Here is a 16,573-nt window from a genome sequence, read left to right on the forward strand (position 1 = left end):
GGTTCGGCTTTGGTCGAAAAATTCGCTCAAAGCCGGGCCGTAGCGCCTATGCATCCGCAGATTCAAGCCGCGCGCGGTTCAGGTTCGTGTACCGGAAACGGATACGCGGCGCGTACACTTTGAAACCAGGCATATCATCCCAATAGTCTTTGGCCTGAACAACGCGGTCGCCCCAAGAGTCTGCGATCCAACAGTCCTTTCCCCATGTCAACGGTGCCCCGCCGTCCGTCGTCTCGGCCCGATTAAGAACCACAAACGCGTGATCACCATCTTTGTATTGAGCCCACTCGATGGACCCAAGATAACCGGCATTCACCAGATACATAAACGTCGAAGCCGAAAACTCCCGGCAATTGCCGCAATCTTTTTTTTCTGCAAGTGCCGCTGTGGCTTTCAAAAACTTAAGCCCTTCGCCTTCGTATTCGGACGGGCTTCCAAGCGTTTTTCGATTGGCATCAACGCATTTGTAGAGATCCCACGGAGCTTTCCACCATTTGTTAGCCGGTACGTTTGCAATCTCTCGACGTGTATGGCTGACGGCGTCCATCGCCCAATCTTTCGTATTCAATATCTCAACCTTTCAATAACTGAAAACCTCGTTATCTGCCGACAAAAACCGGCCGTAGTATTTTGTAAATTAGTTGGTGGGCACAATATTAACGGCCCACCAAATTAATACATCTCTCATTGATTTTGGTCTACCACTTTGGCGGCTTTACCGGTTTGGCGCTGGAATGAACTCCTGATCATCGCCCGGCGGCAAATGGAACCGCCCATTTGCCCAGTCTTCGCGCCGCCACGCTTCTTTGGCCTCTTCAATCCGTTCTTTCGAAGACGCCACGAAATTCCACCAGATGTAACGCGGACCTTCCAATGTCTCACCGCCCAGCATCATCAACCGCGCGCCTTGTGGTCCAGCATGCAGCGATACGCTGTCACCGGGACGGAACACCATCATCTGTCCGGCCTCATAGCTCTGCCCCGCGACGGTCACGGATCCTTCGACAACGTACACACCCCGGTCTTCGTGATTGTCAGGCAACGGAATCCCCGCCCCGGCTTGCAAAACCACATCGGCATAGAACATCTCGGACGCTGTTTGGACCGGAGCCGTTTCGCCATACGCGGATCCAAGGATCAGACGCACCTCCTTGCCCTCGCTTTCCAGAAACGGAAGCTCTGACGGGGCAGCATGGACAAATTCCGGTGCGCGGTCTTCGTGGTCTTTTGGCAAGGCCACCCAGGTCTGGATACCGAAAAACGGCATCGGATCCTTTTGCGTGACATCATCGGTGCGTTCGGAATGGGTAATCCCGTGCCCGGCCACCATCCAGTTCACCGCACCGGGTTCGATCCACTGATCTGTTCCAAGGCTGTCGCGGTGATGCATGCGCCCACGATACAGATAGCTGATTGTCGCCAAGCCGATATGGGGGTGCGGGCGCACATCCAAACCGCGCGACGGCAGGAACTCCGCCGGTCCCATCTGGTCGAAAAAGATAAACGGACCAACCATCTGGCGACGCGGCGCAGGCAACGCGCGGCGCACCTCGAAGCCACCAAGATCGCGGGCTCTGGGCACGATGAGAGTGTCGATGGCATCGACCTCGTCTCCGGTTGGACAATGTGGGTCAAGTGCGGGATTCCAGCTCATAGTCGCCTCCTATTCAGTTCACGACATAGTTAACCCGCGATCAACGCACGTAAACCGGCAAATACCGCTATCATTTGTGCAAAATTGCACAGATAAACATGTGTCATACTGCACGCATGTTAACCTATTGACGCTAATTAACGCCAAGTGCTCTTGATTTAATAGTCTTTTGCATAGAACACGTTAGACGAAACTGACCAGGATTTTGACTCGCCCTATATGATGCACGCAAGATCATTTCGGGAATTGTTGACGCGTGATCTGCACGTCTGGGATCCACTCGGCGGGCGACACAGCTTTTCGTTCATCACCTATATCAAAGTGGTCAATGATCCCAGGTTCCTGCTGTTTTGCGGGCTCGCCCTCGTCTTGTTCTTTGCGACTGACCCGTCTGGAAATCGTGAATTTGTTCCGCTTTGGGTCAGCGCCGCGATCTGGCCTGTGTCCTACGCGATATATATGAGCGGCTACAGCCTGCTGATGCTATTGCAATCCTTTGCGACGGCCCACAAGGAAACGCTGCGTGTCCCGACATCGCTGATCGGGTTTTTTGCCCTGTTGCCTGCGGTTTACCTCGCCGAGAACGTGATCCTCTACCACTTGAGCAACGGAACCTACCCGGCCAGCATGAAGGGAAATGTACTTTTCTACTTCCTGTCGGTGCAGGTCTTGGAAGCGGTGTTCTTCCGCTTCGTGTTCCCGATCGTGCTCGCCGCACATACACCGCAGACGGAAGAAGCCGATCAAAAACCAGACCCCGTTCCGGAATCGCGCCAGATCATCGTGGGGGGCGAACGGTTCCCGCTTCAGTCGATCAAGGTGATTGAAGCCCGCGAACACCATGTCGAAATCACAACGTCCGACGGACAAACCCGGCTTCGCGCGCGGTTGGGCGATATCGTGGCGCAAACCACCCCGACGGACGGCATCCAGACACACCGAAGCTGGTGGGTCGCGCGGCACGCCGCCAAAGCGTTGGGGCAAGAAGCAGGCAAACCGGTGCTGCATTTGCAATCGGATCGGCCCGTACCCGTCGCGCGCACCCGGATGAATCAGGTGCAGGCCTGGGCCACGGAACACCTGCATCGCGATGCCGAATAAGGCTTGAATTACAGGAACATCGGGAAAGGATGGTGGGTGATGAGAGACTCGAACTCCCGACATCTTCGGTGTAAACGAAGCGCTCTACCAACTGAGCTAATCACCCGCTGGCGTGGGGTTTAGCCAAGCTGCGCGCCCCGCGCAAGGGGGGCATGTGACAATTTTTTACGCCGCGCGCAGAACCGTTTCCTGCCCATCTTCGAGGACGTAAACACAGGCCTGGTCATTGGACAAAGACAGCATGTCGTCCCAGCCAAGGCCGAGCACGTGGGCCCGCATCGCCTGCCCCCACAGCCCATGCGCAACGATCACGCTGGGGGCGGACAGTTCGGACAGGAACGCCGTGATGCGTCCGCGAAACGCATCCAGTCGTTCCCCGCCGGGGGCGGACAGAAACAACTCCAACGCAGACATGTCGGGACGGGTTCTTTCGGGCCATTGACGAAGAACATCGTCCCGCAACAGCCCTTGCCAGTCACCGGCATGGGCTTCCGCCAGTCGCGGATCGACGGTGTAGGGCAAATCCCCAAGCGCAATCCGCGCGGTCTGTTGGGCGCGTCGTAAGGGGGAGACGTGGAACGCCTCTGCCACCGGCAGGATTGGCTGCAACAACCGCGCCTGCGTCCTGGCATGACCTATTCCGGTGTCGGTCAGGTCGGATTCGAACTGCCCCTGAATGCGCCGCTCTGCATTCCAGACGGTTTGCCCATGACGCAGGAACCAAATCTTGGGATATGTCACGACCGGTCCGTCCCTTTCGGGGCACTCACCCGCGCAGACACCAGAAGAAAAATGGTGGGTGATAAGAGATTTGAACTCCTGACATCTTCGATGTGAACGAAGCGCTCTACCACTGAGCTAATCACCCAACGCCGGTTGTCTTAGCCCTACTCTGCAGCCTGTGCAAGTGGGTCAACCGGATCAATTTTGCTTGGTTCATTGCGCCGCAAACGGGTCGTGATGACATGCGCTTTCGTTGTCTTTTTCATGCGCGTGATCTTGAGCTTGCCCATCGGCGCCAGGTTCAGTTCCCGCCCATCGGCAATGGTTTCGCCCAGAACGGCCAGCATCGCTTCGATCACGGGTTTCGCATCCCGCTTCTTGATGCCGCTGCGCGCCACCACCATCTCGATCAGTTCTTTTTTCTTCAGCTCAGGCTCTGTGATCTGTGGCGTTTCATTCACCACGACTTCCGGATCGGCCGCCTTAGGTGCCTGTGGCGCGGTGCGCGTTGTGGTCGTTTTGCGGGTCGTTGTTTTCTTGCCTGTGACCATTCTACTCTTCCCTCTGATACCAGATTTTTCATTATTATTTGGCGATCATAGCAAAAATGTACACATTATCCAGTCAGCATCTGCCCACTTGGGACAACATCTTGGCACGCCTCCAGAATTTGGGGGGATACCACCTGCCAGGACACAGAATTTCCCAACCCGGACCGCAAGAAACGAAAAAGGCGCCGAACCCGGCGCCTTTTGTTGGTTTCGTGTCAACGGCATCAGTGCGCGATGGGCGACGCCCCTTGCGCGGCAGCCTCTGCCGCGCGTGCGGCGGCTGCGGCTTCTTCAGCAGCTTCGTCCCATTCAATCGGGTCCGGTGTGTCCACCAGCGCCATTTTCAGAACATCCGACACGTGTTCAACGGCGACGATCTTCAGACCGTTTTTCACATTGTCCGGCAATTCCGCGAGATCCTTCTCGTTCTCTTTCGGAATGAGAACGGTCTTGATCCCACCGCGCAACGCGGCAAGCAGTTTCTCCTTCAAGCCACCGATAGGCATCGCATTACCGCGCAGGGACACTTCGCCCGTCATGGCAATATCGCGCTTCACCGGGATGCCCGTCAGCACCGACACAATCGACGTGACCATCGCCAGACCGGCAGACGGACCGTCCTTGGGCGTTGCGCCATCGGGCACGTGCACGTGGATGTCCATCTTGTCGAACTGCGGTGGCTTCACCCCAATCTGAGGCGAGATGGACCGCACATAGCTGGCTGCGGCGTCGATGGATTCCTTCATCACGTCGCCCAGCTTACCGGTGGTCTTCATCCGGCCTTTGCCCGGCAGTTTCAACGCTTCGATATGCAGCAGATCACCCCCTACGGAGGTATACGCCAACCCGGTCACAACGCCGACCTGGTTCTCGTCTTCGGCCAACCCATAGCGGTGTTTACGCACGCCAAGGAAATCGTCGAGGTTGTCGGGCGTGACTTTGACGGTCTCGTCCTCTTTCTTGACGATCTTGGTCACGGCTTTGCGCGCCAGTTTGGAGATCTCCCGCTCAAGGTTCCGCACACCGGCTTCCCGCGTGTAATAGCGGATCACGTCCGTGAGCGCCTTGTCCGTCAGCTCGAACTCACCCTTCTTGAGGCCGTGGTTCTTGACCTGTTTTTCGATCAGGTGACGCTTGGCAATCTCCGCCTTCTCGTCCTCGGTGTAGCCCGCCAGCGGAATGATCTCCATCCGGTCCAGAAGCGGCCCCGGCATGTTGTAGGAGTTCGCCGTGGTCAGGAACATCACGTTCGACAGGTCGTATTCCACCTCCAAGTAGTGGTCGACGAAGGTCGAGTTCTGTTCCGGATCGAGCACTTCCAGCATCGCCGACGCGGGATCACCCCGGAAATCCTGACCCATCTTGTCGATCTCGTCGAGCAGGATGAGCGGGTTCGTCGTCTTGGCTTTTTTCAGCGCCTGAATGATCTTACCCGGCATGGACCCGATATAGGTCCGACGGTGACCGCGAATTTCGCTTTCGTCGCGCACACCGCCCAACGAAATACGAATAAATTCGCGCCCCGTGGCTTTCGCCACGGATTTGCCCAAGGACGTCTTACCGACACCCGGAGGGCCGACAAGGCACATAATCGGGCCTTTCAGCTTTTTCGAGCGCTGCTGCACCGCAAGGTATTCGACGATGCGTTCCTTGACCTTCTCAAGCCCGTAGTGATCCGCATCGAGGATCTTTTCGGCATTGCCCAGATCCTTCTTCACGCGGGACTTGGTGCCCCACGGGATCGACAGCATCCAATCCAGATAGTTGCGCACGACGGTCGCTTCGGCGCTCATCGGACTCATGTTCTTGAGCTTCTTGATCTCGGCATCGGCCTTTTCGCGCGCTTCCTTGGACAGCTTGGTCTCGTTGACCTTCGCTTCCAGTTCCGCCACTTCGTTCTGGCCGTCTTCGCCGTCGCCCAGTTCCTTCTGAATGGCTTTCATCTGCTCATTCAGATAGTACTCGCGCTGCGTGCGCTCCATCTGGGATTTGACGCGAGTTTTGATCTTTTTCTCGACCTGCAGCACGGACATTTCGCCCTGCATCAGGCCATAAACCTTCTCCAAACGCTCGCTCACCGCCAGCGTTTCAAGCAGTTCCTGCTTCTGGTCGACTTCAATCCCCAGATGCCCGGCGACAAGATCCGCCAGTTTTGCGGGTTCATCCGCTTCTGACACAGCGCCCAGCGCTTCTTCGGGGATGTTTTTCTTGACCTTCGAATAGCGCTCGAACTCTTCGCCTACCGTGCGCACAAGCGCCTCGATCGCGGCCGGGTCGCCCGGCATTTCGGTCAGGTATTCGGCGTTCGCTTCGAAGAAATTATCGTTTTCGATGTAATCCGTGATGCGCACACGACGTTGCCCTTCGACCAGCACTTTCACCGTGCCGTCGGGCAGTTTGAGAAGTTGCAGCACGTTCGCCAGCACGCCGGCTTTGAAAATGCCATCGGTTTGCGGATCATCCTCCGCCGGGTCCATCTGGCTGGCAAGCAGGATCTGCTTGTCATCCGACATCACCTCTTCCAATGCGCGCACGGATTTTTCGCGGCCCACGAAAAGCGGGACGATCATGTGCGGGAACACGACAATGTCGCGCAGCGGCAGCACTGGATAAGATGCGTTCAGGGGCTCTTGCATGCTCGTTTCCTTGTTTTGGCAAGAAGACACTGGCCCCGCTTGGCGGCAGCCCCGGTCTTCTCCGGTCATGGGTAGTTAAGGTGGGTCTCTGCCACTGCAAAATCAAGCCGCCTCAACAACGCGCTTAAATTGCGCCGTCACCGCCCAAGGTGCAAGTCACCAATTGGACGCTTCGGTGCGTAAACGGGCAAAGAATAGACAAACCTTTAGACGGATTGGCAAAAAACACGTCACAAATCGTGGTTTGGCGCGATGACGCTTGGGCATGGTCCGGATTGATCCGGACCGGTGCGATCCCCATTGACGAATGCACACACATGTAGACTGTGACGCCTTGTGACTGCTTTGAAGATACCAAACCGCGACGCCCGGCGTCTCTGGCTCTCAACGCATGGATTGGGGGATGCTCCGACCGGGCCGCTGGACACGCTGGGCCTGATCAACAGGCTTGGGTTTGTGCAACTTGACAGCATCCAGATCGTGTCGCGCGCACATCATCACATTCTCTGGAGCCGTAACCAGCATTACCGCGAACCCAAGCTGGACGCGCTGTTGGCCAAGGATCGTGCGGTGTTTGAACATTTTACACATGACGCGTCGGTTCTGCCGATGGCGGTGTTGCCGATGTGGCAGCGGCAGTTCCAAAGGATGAAGGAAAAGGTCGCCCGATCCTCGTGGTATGGTGGCGCGTTGAAATCTCTGGACCTTGACGCGATCAAAGCCCGCATCGCGGATGAAGGCCCGCTGTCGACACATGCCTTTGACACGAGGGTCGAGGGCAAGAAAGAGATGTGGAAACGCCCGCCCCATAAGGTGGGGTTGGATTACCTGTGGTTTTCTGGAGAGCTTGCCACCTGTCACCGCGATGGGTTCACCAAGGTCTATGATCTGGCCGAACGGGTTTTTCCCGAAGACCTGCGCACGCAGGACGTTGCCGATCACGATCAGGTTACGTGGCTGTGCCGCGCCGCGCTGGAGCGCCTTGGCTTTGGCACCCAGGGCGAAATTCGCAAGTTCTGGGACGCCACGGATGTGCGTGAAGTGGCAGATTGGGCAGCGCGCGACAGCGCCCAATACGTCCCGGTAGACATCGAATCCGCGGATGGAACATGGACCAAGGCGCTGGCCAGCCCGGATATTGAACACCGGCTGGCCGTGACACCCAATCCCACATCACGACTGCGGATCCTCAACCCGTTTGATCCCGCCATACGAGACCGGGTGCGGCTGAAACGGTTGTTCGGGTTTGACTACACGGTCGAAATGTTCGTGCCCAAGGACAAACGGCAGTGGGGATACTACGTGTTTCCGCTGCTCGAAGGCGCACGGTTTGTCGGACGGATCGAGGCCAAGGCGGACCGGGCAACCGGAACCCTGTCCGTCAGCAATCTCTGGTTCGAACCCGGCGTCGCGCGGACAGCGCAACGTGTGGCCAAGCTTGATGCCGAACTGACGCGCCTGTGCCGCCTTGCCGGCGTCGACAGCATATCGTGGGACTGTGAACGGACCGCGTGACCCTGGCCATCAAGGCGGTTAATTCCCTGCCCTCTGCATCATCATCTGATGCACTGCATGCATGCCGCGTTCGACCATCGCGGACACTTCATCGGCGTGAACATACAGCGCTTCCACCAGCTCCGGATCATCGGATGTCTGTGTGACCACGATCCCGTCATCCGTCATGTCGACCTGGGACAGAATGCGATCCCCGCGCGCAAAGAAGATATCAAGCGTCGGGCTTTGGATCATGATCTGCGGATCATCCTGCTGGCCAACCCGGTCGATCATGCCAACCGTGTGGCTAACCAAAGCGTCCATCACAACCGGATCGCTGGACCGTGTGACCGTGCGGATGCCATTGGGCAGTCGCTCGACCTCGCGGCTCAGGGTCTGAAACCCCATAAACAACGTGGCCAGTTCCGCGCTTTCCTCAGGCGTGGCGTTCTGTCCGCGCAGGCCCGGCATCCGCGTCATATCGTGGCCCTGACCATACATCCCGTGACGATGGCCCTGCCCGTCCCCGTGCATCATCTGGGCGGCCAGTGGACCCGCAAGCAGTCCAAGACCAATGGCAAACCCAATCAACGGCAGTCGCATAACATACTCCAAAGGCTATTCGCGCATTCACATTCCAACTTTTAGATGAATACACCAGACGCCGCAGAAGTCCATCTCAAAGCCGGTCGATGTCGCCCTCGGCGCGTTTGGCATGAAACGCGGTTTCGAACGCGGCGAACTCTCCGGCTGCAATCGCATCCCGCAGGCCCTGCATCAATTCCTGATAGTAATGCAGGTTGTGCCAGGTCAGCAGCATGCCCGAAATCATCTCCTGCGCGCGGAAGACGTGATGCAGATAGGCGCGGGAATAGTTGCGGCACGCGGGACAGGTGCAATCTTCGTCCAATGGGCGCGGGTCATCCTGATGCCGCGCGTTCTTGATGTTCACCTGCCCACGCCGCGTCCACGCCTGCCCTGTCCGGCCCGACCGCGATGGCAGCACGCAATCCATCATGTCGATCCCGCGCCTCACCGCGCCGACGATGTCATCCGGTTTGCCGACCCCCATCAGGTAGCGCGGCTTGTCTTCGGGCAGTTGACCGGGCGCAAAATCCAGACAGCCGAACATCGCCTCCTGCCCTTCGCCCACGGCCAGACCACCCACCGCGTAGCCATCAAAGCCAATCGCTTTCAATGCCTCGGCCGATTCTTCGCGAAAATCCTGTTCCAGCCCACCTTGCTGGATGCCAAATAGCATGTGTCCCGGCCGGTCGCCAAACGCATCCTTTGACCGTTCCGCCCACCGCATCGACAGGCGCATCGACTGCGCGATCCGGTCCCGGTCGGCGGGCAAGGCGGGGCATTCATCGAAACACATCACGATGTCCGACCCCAACAGCTTCTGGATCTCCATCGACCGTTCCGGTGTCAATTCATGTTTCGACCCGTCGATATGCGATTTGAACGTCACCCCTTTTTCGGTGAGCTTGCGCAAATCGGCAAGACTCATCACCTGAAACCCGCCTGAATCCGTGAGGATCGGCTTGTCCCAGTTCATGAACTTGTGCAGCCCGCCAAGCCGGTCAATCCGTTCGGCGGTCGGGCGCAGCATCAGGTGATAGGTGTTGCCCAGTAGAATATCCGCACCGGTCGCCGCCACGGACTCGGGCATCATCGCCTTGACCGTGGCCGCCGTGCCCACAGGCATAAAGGCCGGCGTGCGGATCACACCGCGCGGGGTTTCGATCTGACCGGTCCGGGCGGCGCCGTCGGTCGCGTGCAGGGAAAATGACGTCAAACTCATGGGGAAACCCCATGCCTCAGCATTCCGCGAATGCCAACCCTTTACCCTGCCCACCCCTTTCCCTATATCTTTAGTCAGGAACTCACGGGAAGACTGACATGAACGACGCCAGCCCTCAGATCGAAGGCACACCGCTGATTGCCCCATCAAGCACCGATCATCCCCTGTATGATCAGGTGGTCGAGGCCTGCCGGTCTGTCTATGACCCTGAAATCCCGGTCAATATCTATGATCTGGGACTTGTCTACACGCTTGACATCAATGATCAGAACGAGGTCCGGGTGATCATGACACTCACCGCACCGGGCTGTCCTGTCGCCGGTGAAATGCCCGGATGGCTGGCCGAAGCCATCGAACCGCTGCCCGGCGTCAAACAGGTCGACGTGGAACTTGTGTGGGAACCGCCCTGGGGCATGGACATGATGTCCGACGAAGCCCGGCTCGAGCTTGGCTTCATGTGATCCGGCATGGCGGTCAGTGACGAACAGATTGCATTCGTCCGTGATCTCTTCCGAGAGCTGCCCGGCCTGACCACCCGCAAGATGTTCGGCGGTTTGGGCATCTACTCGGATGGCACCATCTTCGCCGTGATCGGACCCGAAGACGCCCTGCTGCTCAAGGCGCGCGGCAGGCTTGCGCAAGACCTTGAAGACGAAGGCTGCACACAATGGACCTACGACGGCAAAACCGGCAAACCCTCGGTCATGCCCTACTGGACCCTCCCCGACGCAGCCCTTGACGATCCGGAAGAGGCCTGCCGCTGGGCGCGGCGGTCCTTGGCAGAGGCGGACTGAGCCCCTAGATTGAACGTAACGCAACGAAACGGACCCGCACCATGTTTGGCATCCCCGGAAAACAAGCCGTCACCCTGACCCCAAAAGCGGCGGCACAGGTGCGCAAGCTGATGGACGCCAAGGGCCATGCCGGCCTGCGCATCGGCGTCAAGAAAGGCGGCTGCGCGGGCATGGAATACACCATGGATTACGTCGACGAGGCCGACCCGCATGATGAGGTGGTGGAACAGGATGGGGCCACGGTGATGATCGCGCCGATGGCGCAGATGTTCCTGTTTGGCACCGAGATCGACTACCAGACCTCCCTGCTTGAATCCGGCTTCCAGTTCAACAACCCGAACGTGGAAGACGCCTGCGGTTGCGGGGAATCGATCAAGTTCAAAGATGTCGAGGACCTCAGCACAGAGCACGCCAACGGCGCGCCCAAGCTCTGACAGCGGGCGCTCTGCCTAGCCGTTTTGCAAATGCACGTAAGTTTCTGCAAAGCGTTTGGACAAATGATCCCCCGCCCGGATCAGCTTGCCTGATCCCACCGGCGCGACATTGGTTTCGACATTCGGGTTAAAGAACAGCGGCACCGAAATCCGTTCGTCAGGTCCACCCTTCACCCGGTGCAACGTCGCCACAACCTGACCTTCCGTCCACATTTCCAGCATTTCGCCAAAATTGATGATGAACTCACCGGGCGGTGCCTGCACCGGCACCCATGTGTCCATCCCGCGTGGCTGCACTTCCAGCCCCGGTTGGCCATCAGTCGCCAACAGCGTCAGGCAGCCGTAATCGGTATGCGCGGCAATCCCGAAATCCTTGTCCCCGGCCCAGTCCGGCCGCGGCGGATAGTAATTCCCCCGCAACAGCGCCATGGGACAGTCGAACTTGTCTTCAAAAAAATCCGCATCCGCGCCAATCGACGTCGCAATTCCTCGCAGAATGCCACGCGCCACATCCAGCGCGTCCCGGTAATACCCCCGGATCACCGCATCAAAGCCCGCCGGACGATCCGGCCAGTGATTGGGCGCATAGACCGGCAAAGCAACCCGCATGTCCCCATCCGGCAAGGTATAGCCGCAGTCGAACACTTCCTTGTAATCCGGGTTCGCCTCCGGATCGACCTGTTCCGATTGCGGCGCGCCCCACCCCCGGTTCGACCCGGTGCGCGCCATGTTGACCTGGTTCTTGACCTCAAACGGCAGATCGAAAAATGCCCGGTACGCCGCCAGAACAAACCGCATCCGCGCCGACGTGAACGCGGTGTTGGTCACCGTTGCAAACCCCACCTCTTCGGCGGCGATCTTCATCTGGGCCAATGCATCTGCATCACCGGCCGCCAATGCGGCTGCGTCCAATCTCGGGATCATGTCCGGCGCTCCTTTGCGGTTGCGCGCCCTTTTGGCACCCGGCCCATATCTGTGCAACCGCTCTTGACGTCCCTTCCCGGCCCGCGATGATGCGCGCAACACGTCATCACAACAGGACCTTTGCCATGCGCCGCAAACTTGCCGCCGGAAACTGGAAAATGAACGGGCTGTCAGACGCGCTCGGCGAACTGGCAGACCTTCAGGACGCCGCATCCGGCACGGCCGATGTCCTGATCTGCCCACCCGCCACCTTGATCACAGCCGCCAAGGCGCAATCCGGCCGCGTCGCCATCGGCGCGCAGGATTGCCACAGCGCCGCGTCCGGTGCCCATACCGGCGACCTTTCCGCAGAAATGCTCAAGGACGCAGGGGCCAGCCACGTGATCCTTGGCCATTCCGAACGCCGCGCGGATCATGGCGAAAGCAACGCCTTGGTGGCCTACAAAACCATCGCCGCCTGGAACGCCGGCCTGACCGCCATCGTTTGTGTCGGCGAAACCCTCGACGACCGCGACGCCGACAAAACGCTGGACGTGATCGGCACACAACTTGCAGGTTCCCTGCCCGACGATTGTACCGCCACAAACACGGTTGTCGCCTACGAACCGGTCTGGGCCATCGGCACCGGCAAAGTGCCCACCACCGACCAGATCGCAGAGGTCCACGGTTTTCTTCGCAGCGCCCTGACCGACCGGTTCGGTCAGGAGATCGGCAACGCCATTCCCCTGCTCTACGGCGGCAGCGTCAAAGCCTCCAACGCCGCAGAGATCTTTGCCGTCCCCGATGTCGACGGTGCCTTGGTCGGGGGCGCTAGCCTGAAGGCCCGTGACTTTGCCCCAATCGTCGACGCGTTAAACGCCGCCTGACTTTGCATATTTGGAAAAAGAAGAAATGACCTGAGCACCCGCTGTCATTTCTTCTTTTGAAAAATATGCCAAATCGAACCGCAAAAGAAAAAGCGACGCCCGGAACAGAGCGTCGCTTTTCCACATGTCGGATTAGAGCGCGCGGACGCGCTCCTTTTTGTTACCGCGTTATGATCTCGGGCCCCATGAAGGTTGTCGGCAGGAAGGTCGACAGCCATGGGATATAGGTGACCATGATCAGGAAGATGAACATCACACCCAGGAACGGCAGTGCCGCGCGGACAACCCGCATCATCGGCATACCGGCCACCCCGGAGGTCACAAAGAGGTTCAGACCCACCGGCGGTGTGATCATCCCGATCTCCATGTTCACCACCATGATGATCCCAAGGTGGATCGGATCAATCCCGAGCTCGATTGCAATCGGAAACACCAGTGGGGCCACGATCACGATCAGACCCGACGGTTCCATGAACTGACCGCCGATCAACAGGATGACGTTCACGATCACAAGAAAAATGATCGGCCCGAACCCGGCGTCCAACATCGCGGCTGCAATGGTCTGCGGGATCTGTTCATCCGTCAGCACGTGTTTCAGGATCAGCGCGTTGGCGATGATGAACATCAGCGTGATGGTCAGCTTGCCCGCTTCGAACAACGTGTCCTTGGTATCCCGGTGGAAAAACGCGGTGATCAGGGCGATGGGCTTCTGGAACAGCGTCAGGTTCGCCGCACCGTCCTTGCCCGACAAAGGCCCCATGTCTCGATAGACGAAACTGGCGATAAAGAAGGCGTAAACCGCCGCGACCGCCGCCGCCTCCGTGGGCGTGAAGATGCCGCCATAGATACCGCCCAGGATGATGACGATCAGAAACAGACCCCAGCCCGCTTCACGGCCCGATTCCCAGACCTCGCCCCAGCCTTTCCATTCGCCTTTCGGCAGGTTCTTGACCCGCGCGATGATGTAGATGGTGATCATCAGCATCGACCCGGCCAAAAGCCCAGGAATGACGCCCGCAAGGAACATGCGGCCCACCGACACGTCGGTGGCAGATGCGTAAACCACCATGACGATAGAGGGCGGAATAAGGATCCCCAGGGTGCCCGCGTTGGCAATCACGCCCGCCGCGAAATCCTTGGTATAGCCCACCTGCCGCATGCCTGCGATCACGATGGAACCGATGGCCACAACCGTGGCCGGGGACGACCCAGACAGCGCGGCAAACAGCATACAGGCAAACACACCGGCAATCGCCAGACCGCCGGGAAAATGCCCCACGATGGCAATCGAGAACCGGATGATCCGCCGCGCCACCCCGCCGGTCGACATGAACGACGACGCAAGAATGAAGAACGGGATCGCCAGAAGCGTGTAGTGGCCGGCCATCGCCTGAAACAGCGTCTGCGCGATAGACGCCAGCGACGTGTCGCTCAGCACAAGCAGGAACAGGATCGAGGAAAAGCCAAGGCTCACGGCGATCGGCACACCGATCAGCATCAGGCCAATGACCATTCCGAAAAGAATTGCGACTTCCATGGTCTTCAGTCCCCGCGGTTCATGGCTGCGACGTCTTCAACGGCGTCTTCGGCTTCATGGCTGACAATCAGGTTCTGCGCTTCGCCGGTCCAGATCCGCCACGTGGCCTGACAAAAGCGAAACAGCAACAAGGCAACCCCAAACGGCAGCATCGCATAGGGGATGAACCGCGGCAGTTTTTCGTAATCTTCGCCTTCGTTCATGATCGGCTGAATCCAGCGCAGCCATTCCGGAAACGGAATATCGACGGTCTCGTACCATCCGCGATAGGACGTGCGCCCCATCTCTTCGATGCCGGTCGGAAACCAGCGCCCGGTGGTCTGAGGCAGGTTGGCAAAATTCGCCCAGTAGTCCCATGCGCCCTTCATCAGCAGGGCTGCATAGATCACACAGATCGCCGCCGCGATCAGCGACAAGGCCCGCCGGGCCGTGGGCGACACGATATTCAGGATCGCATCCACCCCCAGATGGGCGGTGACCTTGACGGCATAGCTCACGCCGAACAGGACAAGCCACGCAAACAGGAAAGACGTCATCTCAAGCCCCCAGATCAGGCCTGTATTGAACCCGTAGCGCAGCACAACGTTGATAAAGGTGATGGTCACCATGAGCCCCAGAATGATCGCGATCGCGGTCTCTTCCAGCTCATGCACCACACGCCCTGCAAAGGTGCGTGGTTCGTATTGCGCAGACATGTCTGCCCCTCCCAGTTTGACGAAAGTCAAAGAAAACCCGGCCCGCAATCGGGGCCGGGTTTGTCGTCACATGATCTTTAGAAGTTCATGTTAATGGCTTGCGCCGCGTCGATGTTTTCCTGACCCACATCGTCCCGGAACTGTTCCCAGACGGGCTTCATCACGTCGACCCAGGCCTGACGCTGTTCAGCGGTCAGCTCGCGCACAACACCACCGGCGTCCAGAACCGCCTGCTTGGCCTCGGCATTCACCTTGGTGGATTCAGAGTTCCGCGTCGCGGTCACTTCATCAATGATCGTGCCAAGCTGCGTGCGCACATCATCCGGCAGGCTGTCCCACCAGTCGGTGCCGGTCACAACAAGGTAGTCAATGATACCGTGGTTGGTTTCGGTGATGCCGTCCTGCACCTCAAAGAACTTCTGGCCGTAGATATTGGACCAGGTGTTTTCCTGCCCGTCCACAACGCCGGTCTGCAGCGCGCCGTACACTTCCGAGAACGCCATCGGCTGCGGAGAGCCACCCAGAGCCGCCATCTGCGCCTTGAGCACGTCCGAGTTCTGCACCCGGAATTTCAGGCCTTCCGCGTCGGTGGGGGAAACCAGCGGTTTGTTGGCAGACATCTGCTTCATGCCATTGTGCCAGAACGCGAGGCCCAGAAGACCGCGGCGGGTCATGCTTTCCTTCATCGCCTGCCCGGTTTCCGAACTTTGGAACGCGTCCACCGCGTCAATGTTCTTGAACATGAACGGCAGGTCAAAAATGCGGAACTGCTTGGTGAACTGCTCGAACTTCGACAGCGACGGCGCGGCCAGCTGAACGTCGCCCTGCAGCATGGCTTCCAGCACCTGGTCATCGTTGTAAAGCGACGACTGCGGGAACACCTCCATGCAGGCCTTGCCGTTCATCTCGTCATTGACGCGCTGCTGCAGAAGGGATGCCGCGATGCCTTTGGGGTGACGGTCTGTGTTGGTCACGTGGCTGAACTTGATGACGATCTCGCCATCGTCACACGCGGCCTGCGCTGCAGTGGCACCTGTCATCACTGTTGCGACCGCTGCTGCGGACATCAGAAACTTTTTCATAACTTCCTCCCAGGGAGATTGGTCAAAAAGACAATCCAAGCGCCCCTCCCAGATGGCGCTGTACCCCTTCACAAAAGCGTTAACGGCTTTTTCGGGCAAGAATCACGTATGCGACATCTGCGCGATTCTGAATTTCATAGCAATTTCAGAGAGCAGTCAGCTGTTTTGAATGTGGCCAAGGCATCCCGCCCCAACATCCTGTGCGGATTTCCGCACATCTGTTGGCGCCGCTTGTGCGGAATTTCGCACAAATCCATCCCATGTGAGACAGGCGA

General features: G+C 58.5%; 17 protein-coding genes and 2 tRNA genes. 6 read left to right on the plus strand and 13 right to left on the minus strand.

Annotated elements, in window-relative coordinates:
• Positions 1 to 46: 46 nt before the first annotated feature.
• The gene (locus tag MWU54_RS01560) at positions 47 to 568 is read right to left on the minus strand and encodes a hypothetical protein (RefSeq protein ID WP_247080312.1); all 522 of its coding nucleotides are present in this window, start codon (positions 566 to 568) and stop codon (positions 47 to 49) included.
• A gap of 147 nt (positions 569 to 715) precedes the next feature.
• The gene (locus MWU54_RS01565) at positions 716 to 1,654 is read right to left on the minus strand and encodes a pirin family protein (protein WP_247080313.1); all 939 of its coding nucleotides are present in this window, start codon (positions 1,652 to 1,654) and stop codon (positions 716 to 718) included.
• Positions 1,655 to 1,903: 249 nt separating this feature from the next.
• Between MWU54_RS01565 and MWU54_RS01570 the strand changes: the two genes are divergently transcribed.
• Positions 1,904 to 2,755, plus strand: a complete 852-nt coding sequence (locus MWU54_RS01570) for a LytTR family DNA-binding domain-containing protein (protein WP_247080315.1) — start codon at positions 1,904 to 1,906, stop codon at positions 2,753 to 2,755.
• Positions 2,756 to 2,785: 30 nt separating this feature from the next.
• On the opposite strand, the gene MWU54_RS01575 is transcribed toward MWU54_RS01570, so the two are convergent.
• From MWU54_RS01575 to lon, 5 genes are all read right to left on the minus strand, one after another.
• Positions 2,786 to 2,861, minus strand: a tRNA-Val gene (locus MWU54_RS01575).
• 59 nt (positions 2,862 to 2,920) lie between these two features.
• Positions 2,921 to 3,496, minus strand: coding sequence for a histidine phosphatase family protein (locus MWU54_RS01580; protein ID WP_247080317.1), 576 nt, complete (start codon positions 3,494 to 3,496; stop codon positions 2,921 to 2,923).
• A gap of 52 nt (positions 3,497 to 3,548) precedes the next feature.
• Positions 3,549 to 3,623: transfer RNA gene (locus MWU54_RS01585), tRNA-Val, on the minus strand.
• A gap of 19 nt (positions 3,624 to 3,642) precedes the next feature.
• The gene (locus MWU54_RS01590) at positions 3,643 to 4,029 is read right to left on the minus strand and encodes an HU family DNA-binding protein (protein WP_247080318.1); all 387 of its coding nucleotides are present in this window, start codon (positions 4,027 to 4,029) and stop codon (positions 3,643 to 3,645) included.
• Between the two features lie 224 nt (positions 4,030 to 4,253).
• Positions 4,254 to 6,665, minus strand: coding sequence for an endopeptidase La (gene lon / locus MWU54_RS01595; protein ID WP_247080319.1), 2,412 nt, complete (start codon positions 6,663 to 6,665; stop codon positions 4,254 to 4,256).
• 336 nt (positions 6,666 to 7,001) lie between these two features.
• On the opposite strand from lon, the gene MWU54_RS01600 reads away from it, so the two are divergent.
• On the plus strand, positions 7,002 to 8,180 hold the full coding sequence (locus MWU54_RS01600) for a crosslink repair DNA glycosylase YcaQ family protein (RefSeq protein ID WP_247080320.1): 1,179 nt from the start codon (positions 7,002 to 7,004) through the stop codon (positions 8,178 to 8,180).
• 18 nt (positions 8,181 to 8,198) lie between these two features.
• Here the strand turns inward: MWU54_RS01600 and MWU54_RS01605 are convergent, their stop codons facing one another.
• Both MWU54_RS01605 and tgt read right to left on the minus strand, forming a co-directional pair.
• The gene (locus tag MWU54_RS01605) at positions 8,199 to 8,762 is read right to left on the minus strand and encodes a hypothetical protein (RefSeq protein WP_247080321.1); all 564 of its coding nucleotides are present in this window, start codon (positions 8,760 to 8,762) and stop codon (positions 8,199 to 8,201) included.
• A gap of 76 nt (positions 8,763 to 8,838) precedes the next feature.
• Positions 8,839 to 9,966 (minus strand): tRNA guanosine(34) transglycosylase Tgt, encoded by a 1,128-nt coding sequence (gene tgt, locus MWU54_RS01610; protein WP_247080322.1) that lies wholly within the window; start codon positions 9,964 to 9,966, stop codon positions 8,839 to 8,841.
• Between the two features lie 98 nt (positions 9,967 to 10,064).
• On the opposite strand from tgt, the gene MWU54_RS01615 reads away from it, so the two are divergent.
• From MWU54_RS01615 to MWU54_RS01625, 3 genes are read left to right on the plus strand one after another with little or no spacing between them, the layout of a single operon-like run.
• The gene (locus MWU54_RS01615; RefSeq protein ID WP_247080323.1) at positions 10,065 to 10,427 is read left to right on the plus strand and encodes an SUF system Fe-S cluster assembly protein; all 363 of its coding nucleotides are present in this window, start codon (positions 10,065 to 10,067) and stop codon (positions 10,425 to 10,427) included.
• Between the two features lie 6 nt (positions 10,428 to 10,433).
• Entirely contained in the window at positions 10,434 to 10,760 is a 327-nt protein-coding gene (locus MWU54_RS01620; protein WP_247080324.1) for a TfoX/Sxy family protein, read from the plus strand.
• Between the two features lie 41 nt (positions 10,761 to 10,801).
• Complete coding sequence (locus MWU54_RS01625; protein WP_247080325.1) at positions 10,802 to 11,194, plus strand: iron-sulfur cluster assembly accessory protein; 393 nt, start codon at positions 10,802 to 10,804, stop codon at positions 11,192 to 11,194.
• A 15-nt stretch (positions 11,195 to 11,209) separates the two neighbouring features.
• Here MWU54_RS01625 and MWU54_RS01630 read toward each other — a convergent pair whose 3' ends face one another.
• Positions 11,210 to 12,118, minus strand: a complete 909-nt coding sequence (locus MWU54_RS01630) for a 2-oxoglutarate and iron-dependent oxygenase domain-containing protein (RefSeq protein ID WP_247080327.1) — start codon at positions 12,116 to 12,118, stop codon at positions 11,210 to 11,212.
• 125 nt (positions 12,119 to 12,243) lie between these two features.
• Here MWU54_RS01630 and tpiA point away from each other — a divergent pair, with 125 nt between their 5' ends.
• Complete coding sequence (gene tpiA / locus MWU54_RS01635) at positions 12,244 to 12,984, plus strand: triose-phosphate isomerase (protein ID WP_247080329.1); 741 nt, start codon at positions 12,244 to 12,246, stop codon at positions 12,982 to 12,984.
• A gap of 160 nt (positions 12,985 to 13,144) precedes the next feature.
• Here tpiA and MWU54_RS01640 read toward each other — a convergent pair whose 3' ends face one another.
• The 3 genes from MWU54_RS01640 to MWU54_RS01650 form a co-directional block, all read right to left on the minus strand.
• Entirely contained in the window at positions 13,145 to 14,521 is a 1,377-nt protein-coding gene (locus MWU54_RS01640) for a TRAP transporter large permease (protein ID WP_247080330.1), read from the minus strand.
• A gap of 5 nt (positions 14,522 to 14,526) precedes the next feature.
• Positions 14,527 to 15,216, minus strand: a complete 690-nt coding sequence (locus MWU54_RS01645; protein ID WP_247080331.1) for a TRAP transporter small permease — start codon at positions 15,214 to 15,216, stop codon at positions 14,527 to 14,529.
• A gap of 77 nt (positions 15,217 to 15,293) precedes the next feature.
• Positions 15,294 to 16,283, minus strand: a complete 990-nt coding sequence (locus MWU54_RS01650; protein ID WP_281495960.1) for a DctP family TRAP transporter solute-binding subunit — start codon at positions 16,281 to 16,283, stop codon at positions 15,294 to 15,296.
• Positions 16,284 to 16,573 lie beyond the last annotated feature (290 nt).

The organism is Marivita sp. S6314 (assembly GCF_023015985.1).
In the GTDB taxonomy this organism is placed as follows: Bacteria; Pseudomonadota; Alphaproteobacteria; order Rhodobacterales; family Rhodobacteraceae; genus Marivita.

Coding starts and splice junctions, on each gene's coding strand:
- MWU54_RS01565 (WP_247080313.1), bottom strand. CDS start 1,654: ATGAGCTGGAATCCCGCACTTGACCCACATTGTCCAACCGGAGACGAG.
- MWU54_RS01590 (WP_247080318.1), bottom strand. CDS start 4,029: ATGGTCACAGGCAAGAAAACAACGACCCGCAAAACGACCACAACGCGC.
- lon (WP_247080319.1), bottom strand. CDS start 6,665: ATGCAAGAGCCCCTGAACGCATCTTATCCAGTGCTGCCGCTGCGCGAC.
- MWU54_RS01605 (WP_247080321.1), bottom strand. CDS start 8,762: ATGCGACTGCCGTTGATTGGGTTTGCCATTGGTCTTGGACTGCTTGCG.
- tgt (WP_247080322.1), bottom strand. CDS start 9,966: ATGAGTTTGACGTCATTTTCCCTGCACGCGACCGACGGCGCCGCCCGG.
- MWU54_RS01615 (WP_247080323.1), top strand. CDS start 10,065: ATGAACGACGCCAGCCCTCAGATCGAAGGCACACCGCTGATTGCCCCA.
- MWU54_RS01620 (WP_247080324.1), top strand. CDS start 10,434: ATGGCGGTCAGTGACGAACAGATTGCATTCGTCCGTGATCTCTTCCGA.
- MWU54_RS01625 (WP_247080325.1), top strand. CDS start 10,802: ATGTTTGGCATCCCCGGAAAACAAGCCGTCACCCTGACCCCAAAAGCG.
- MWU54_RS01630 (WP_247080327.1), bottom strand. CDS start 12,118: ATGATCCCGAGATTGGACGCAGCCGCATTGGCGGCCGGTGATGCAGAT.
- tpiA (WP_247080329.1), top strand. CDS start 12,244: ATGCGCCGCAAACTTGCCGCCGGAAACTGGAAAATGAACGGGCTGTCA.
- MWU54_RS01640 (WP_247080330.1), bottom strand. CDS start 14,521: ATGGAAGTCGCAATTCTTTTCGGAATGGTCATTGGCCTGATGCTGATC.
- MWU54_RS01645 (WP_247080331.1), bottom strand. CDS start 15,216: ATGTCTGCGCAATACGAACCACGCACCTTTGCAGGGCGTGTGGTGCAT.
- MWU54_RS01650 (WP_281495960.1), bottom strand. CDS start 16,283: ATGTCCGCAGCAGCGGTCGCAACAGTGATGACAGGTGCCACTGCAGCG.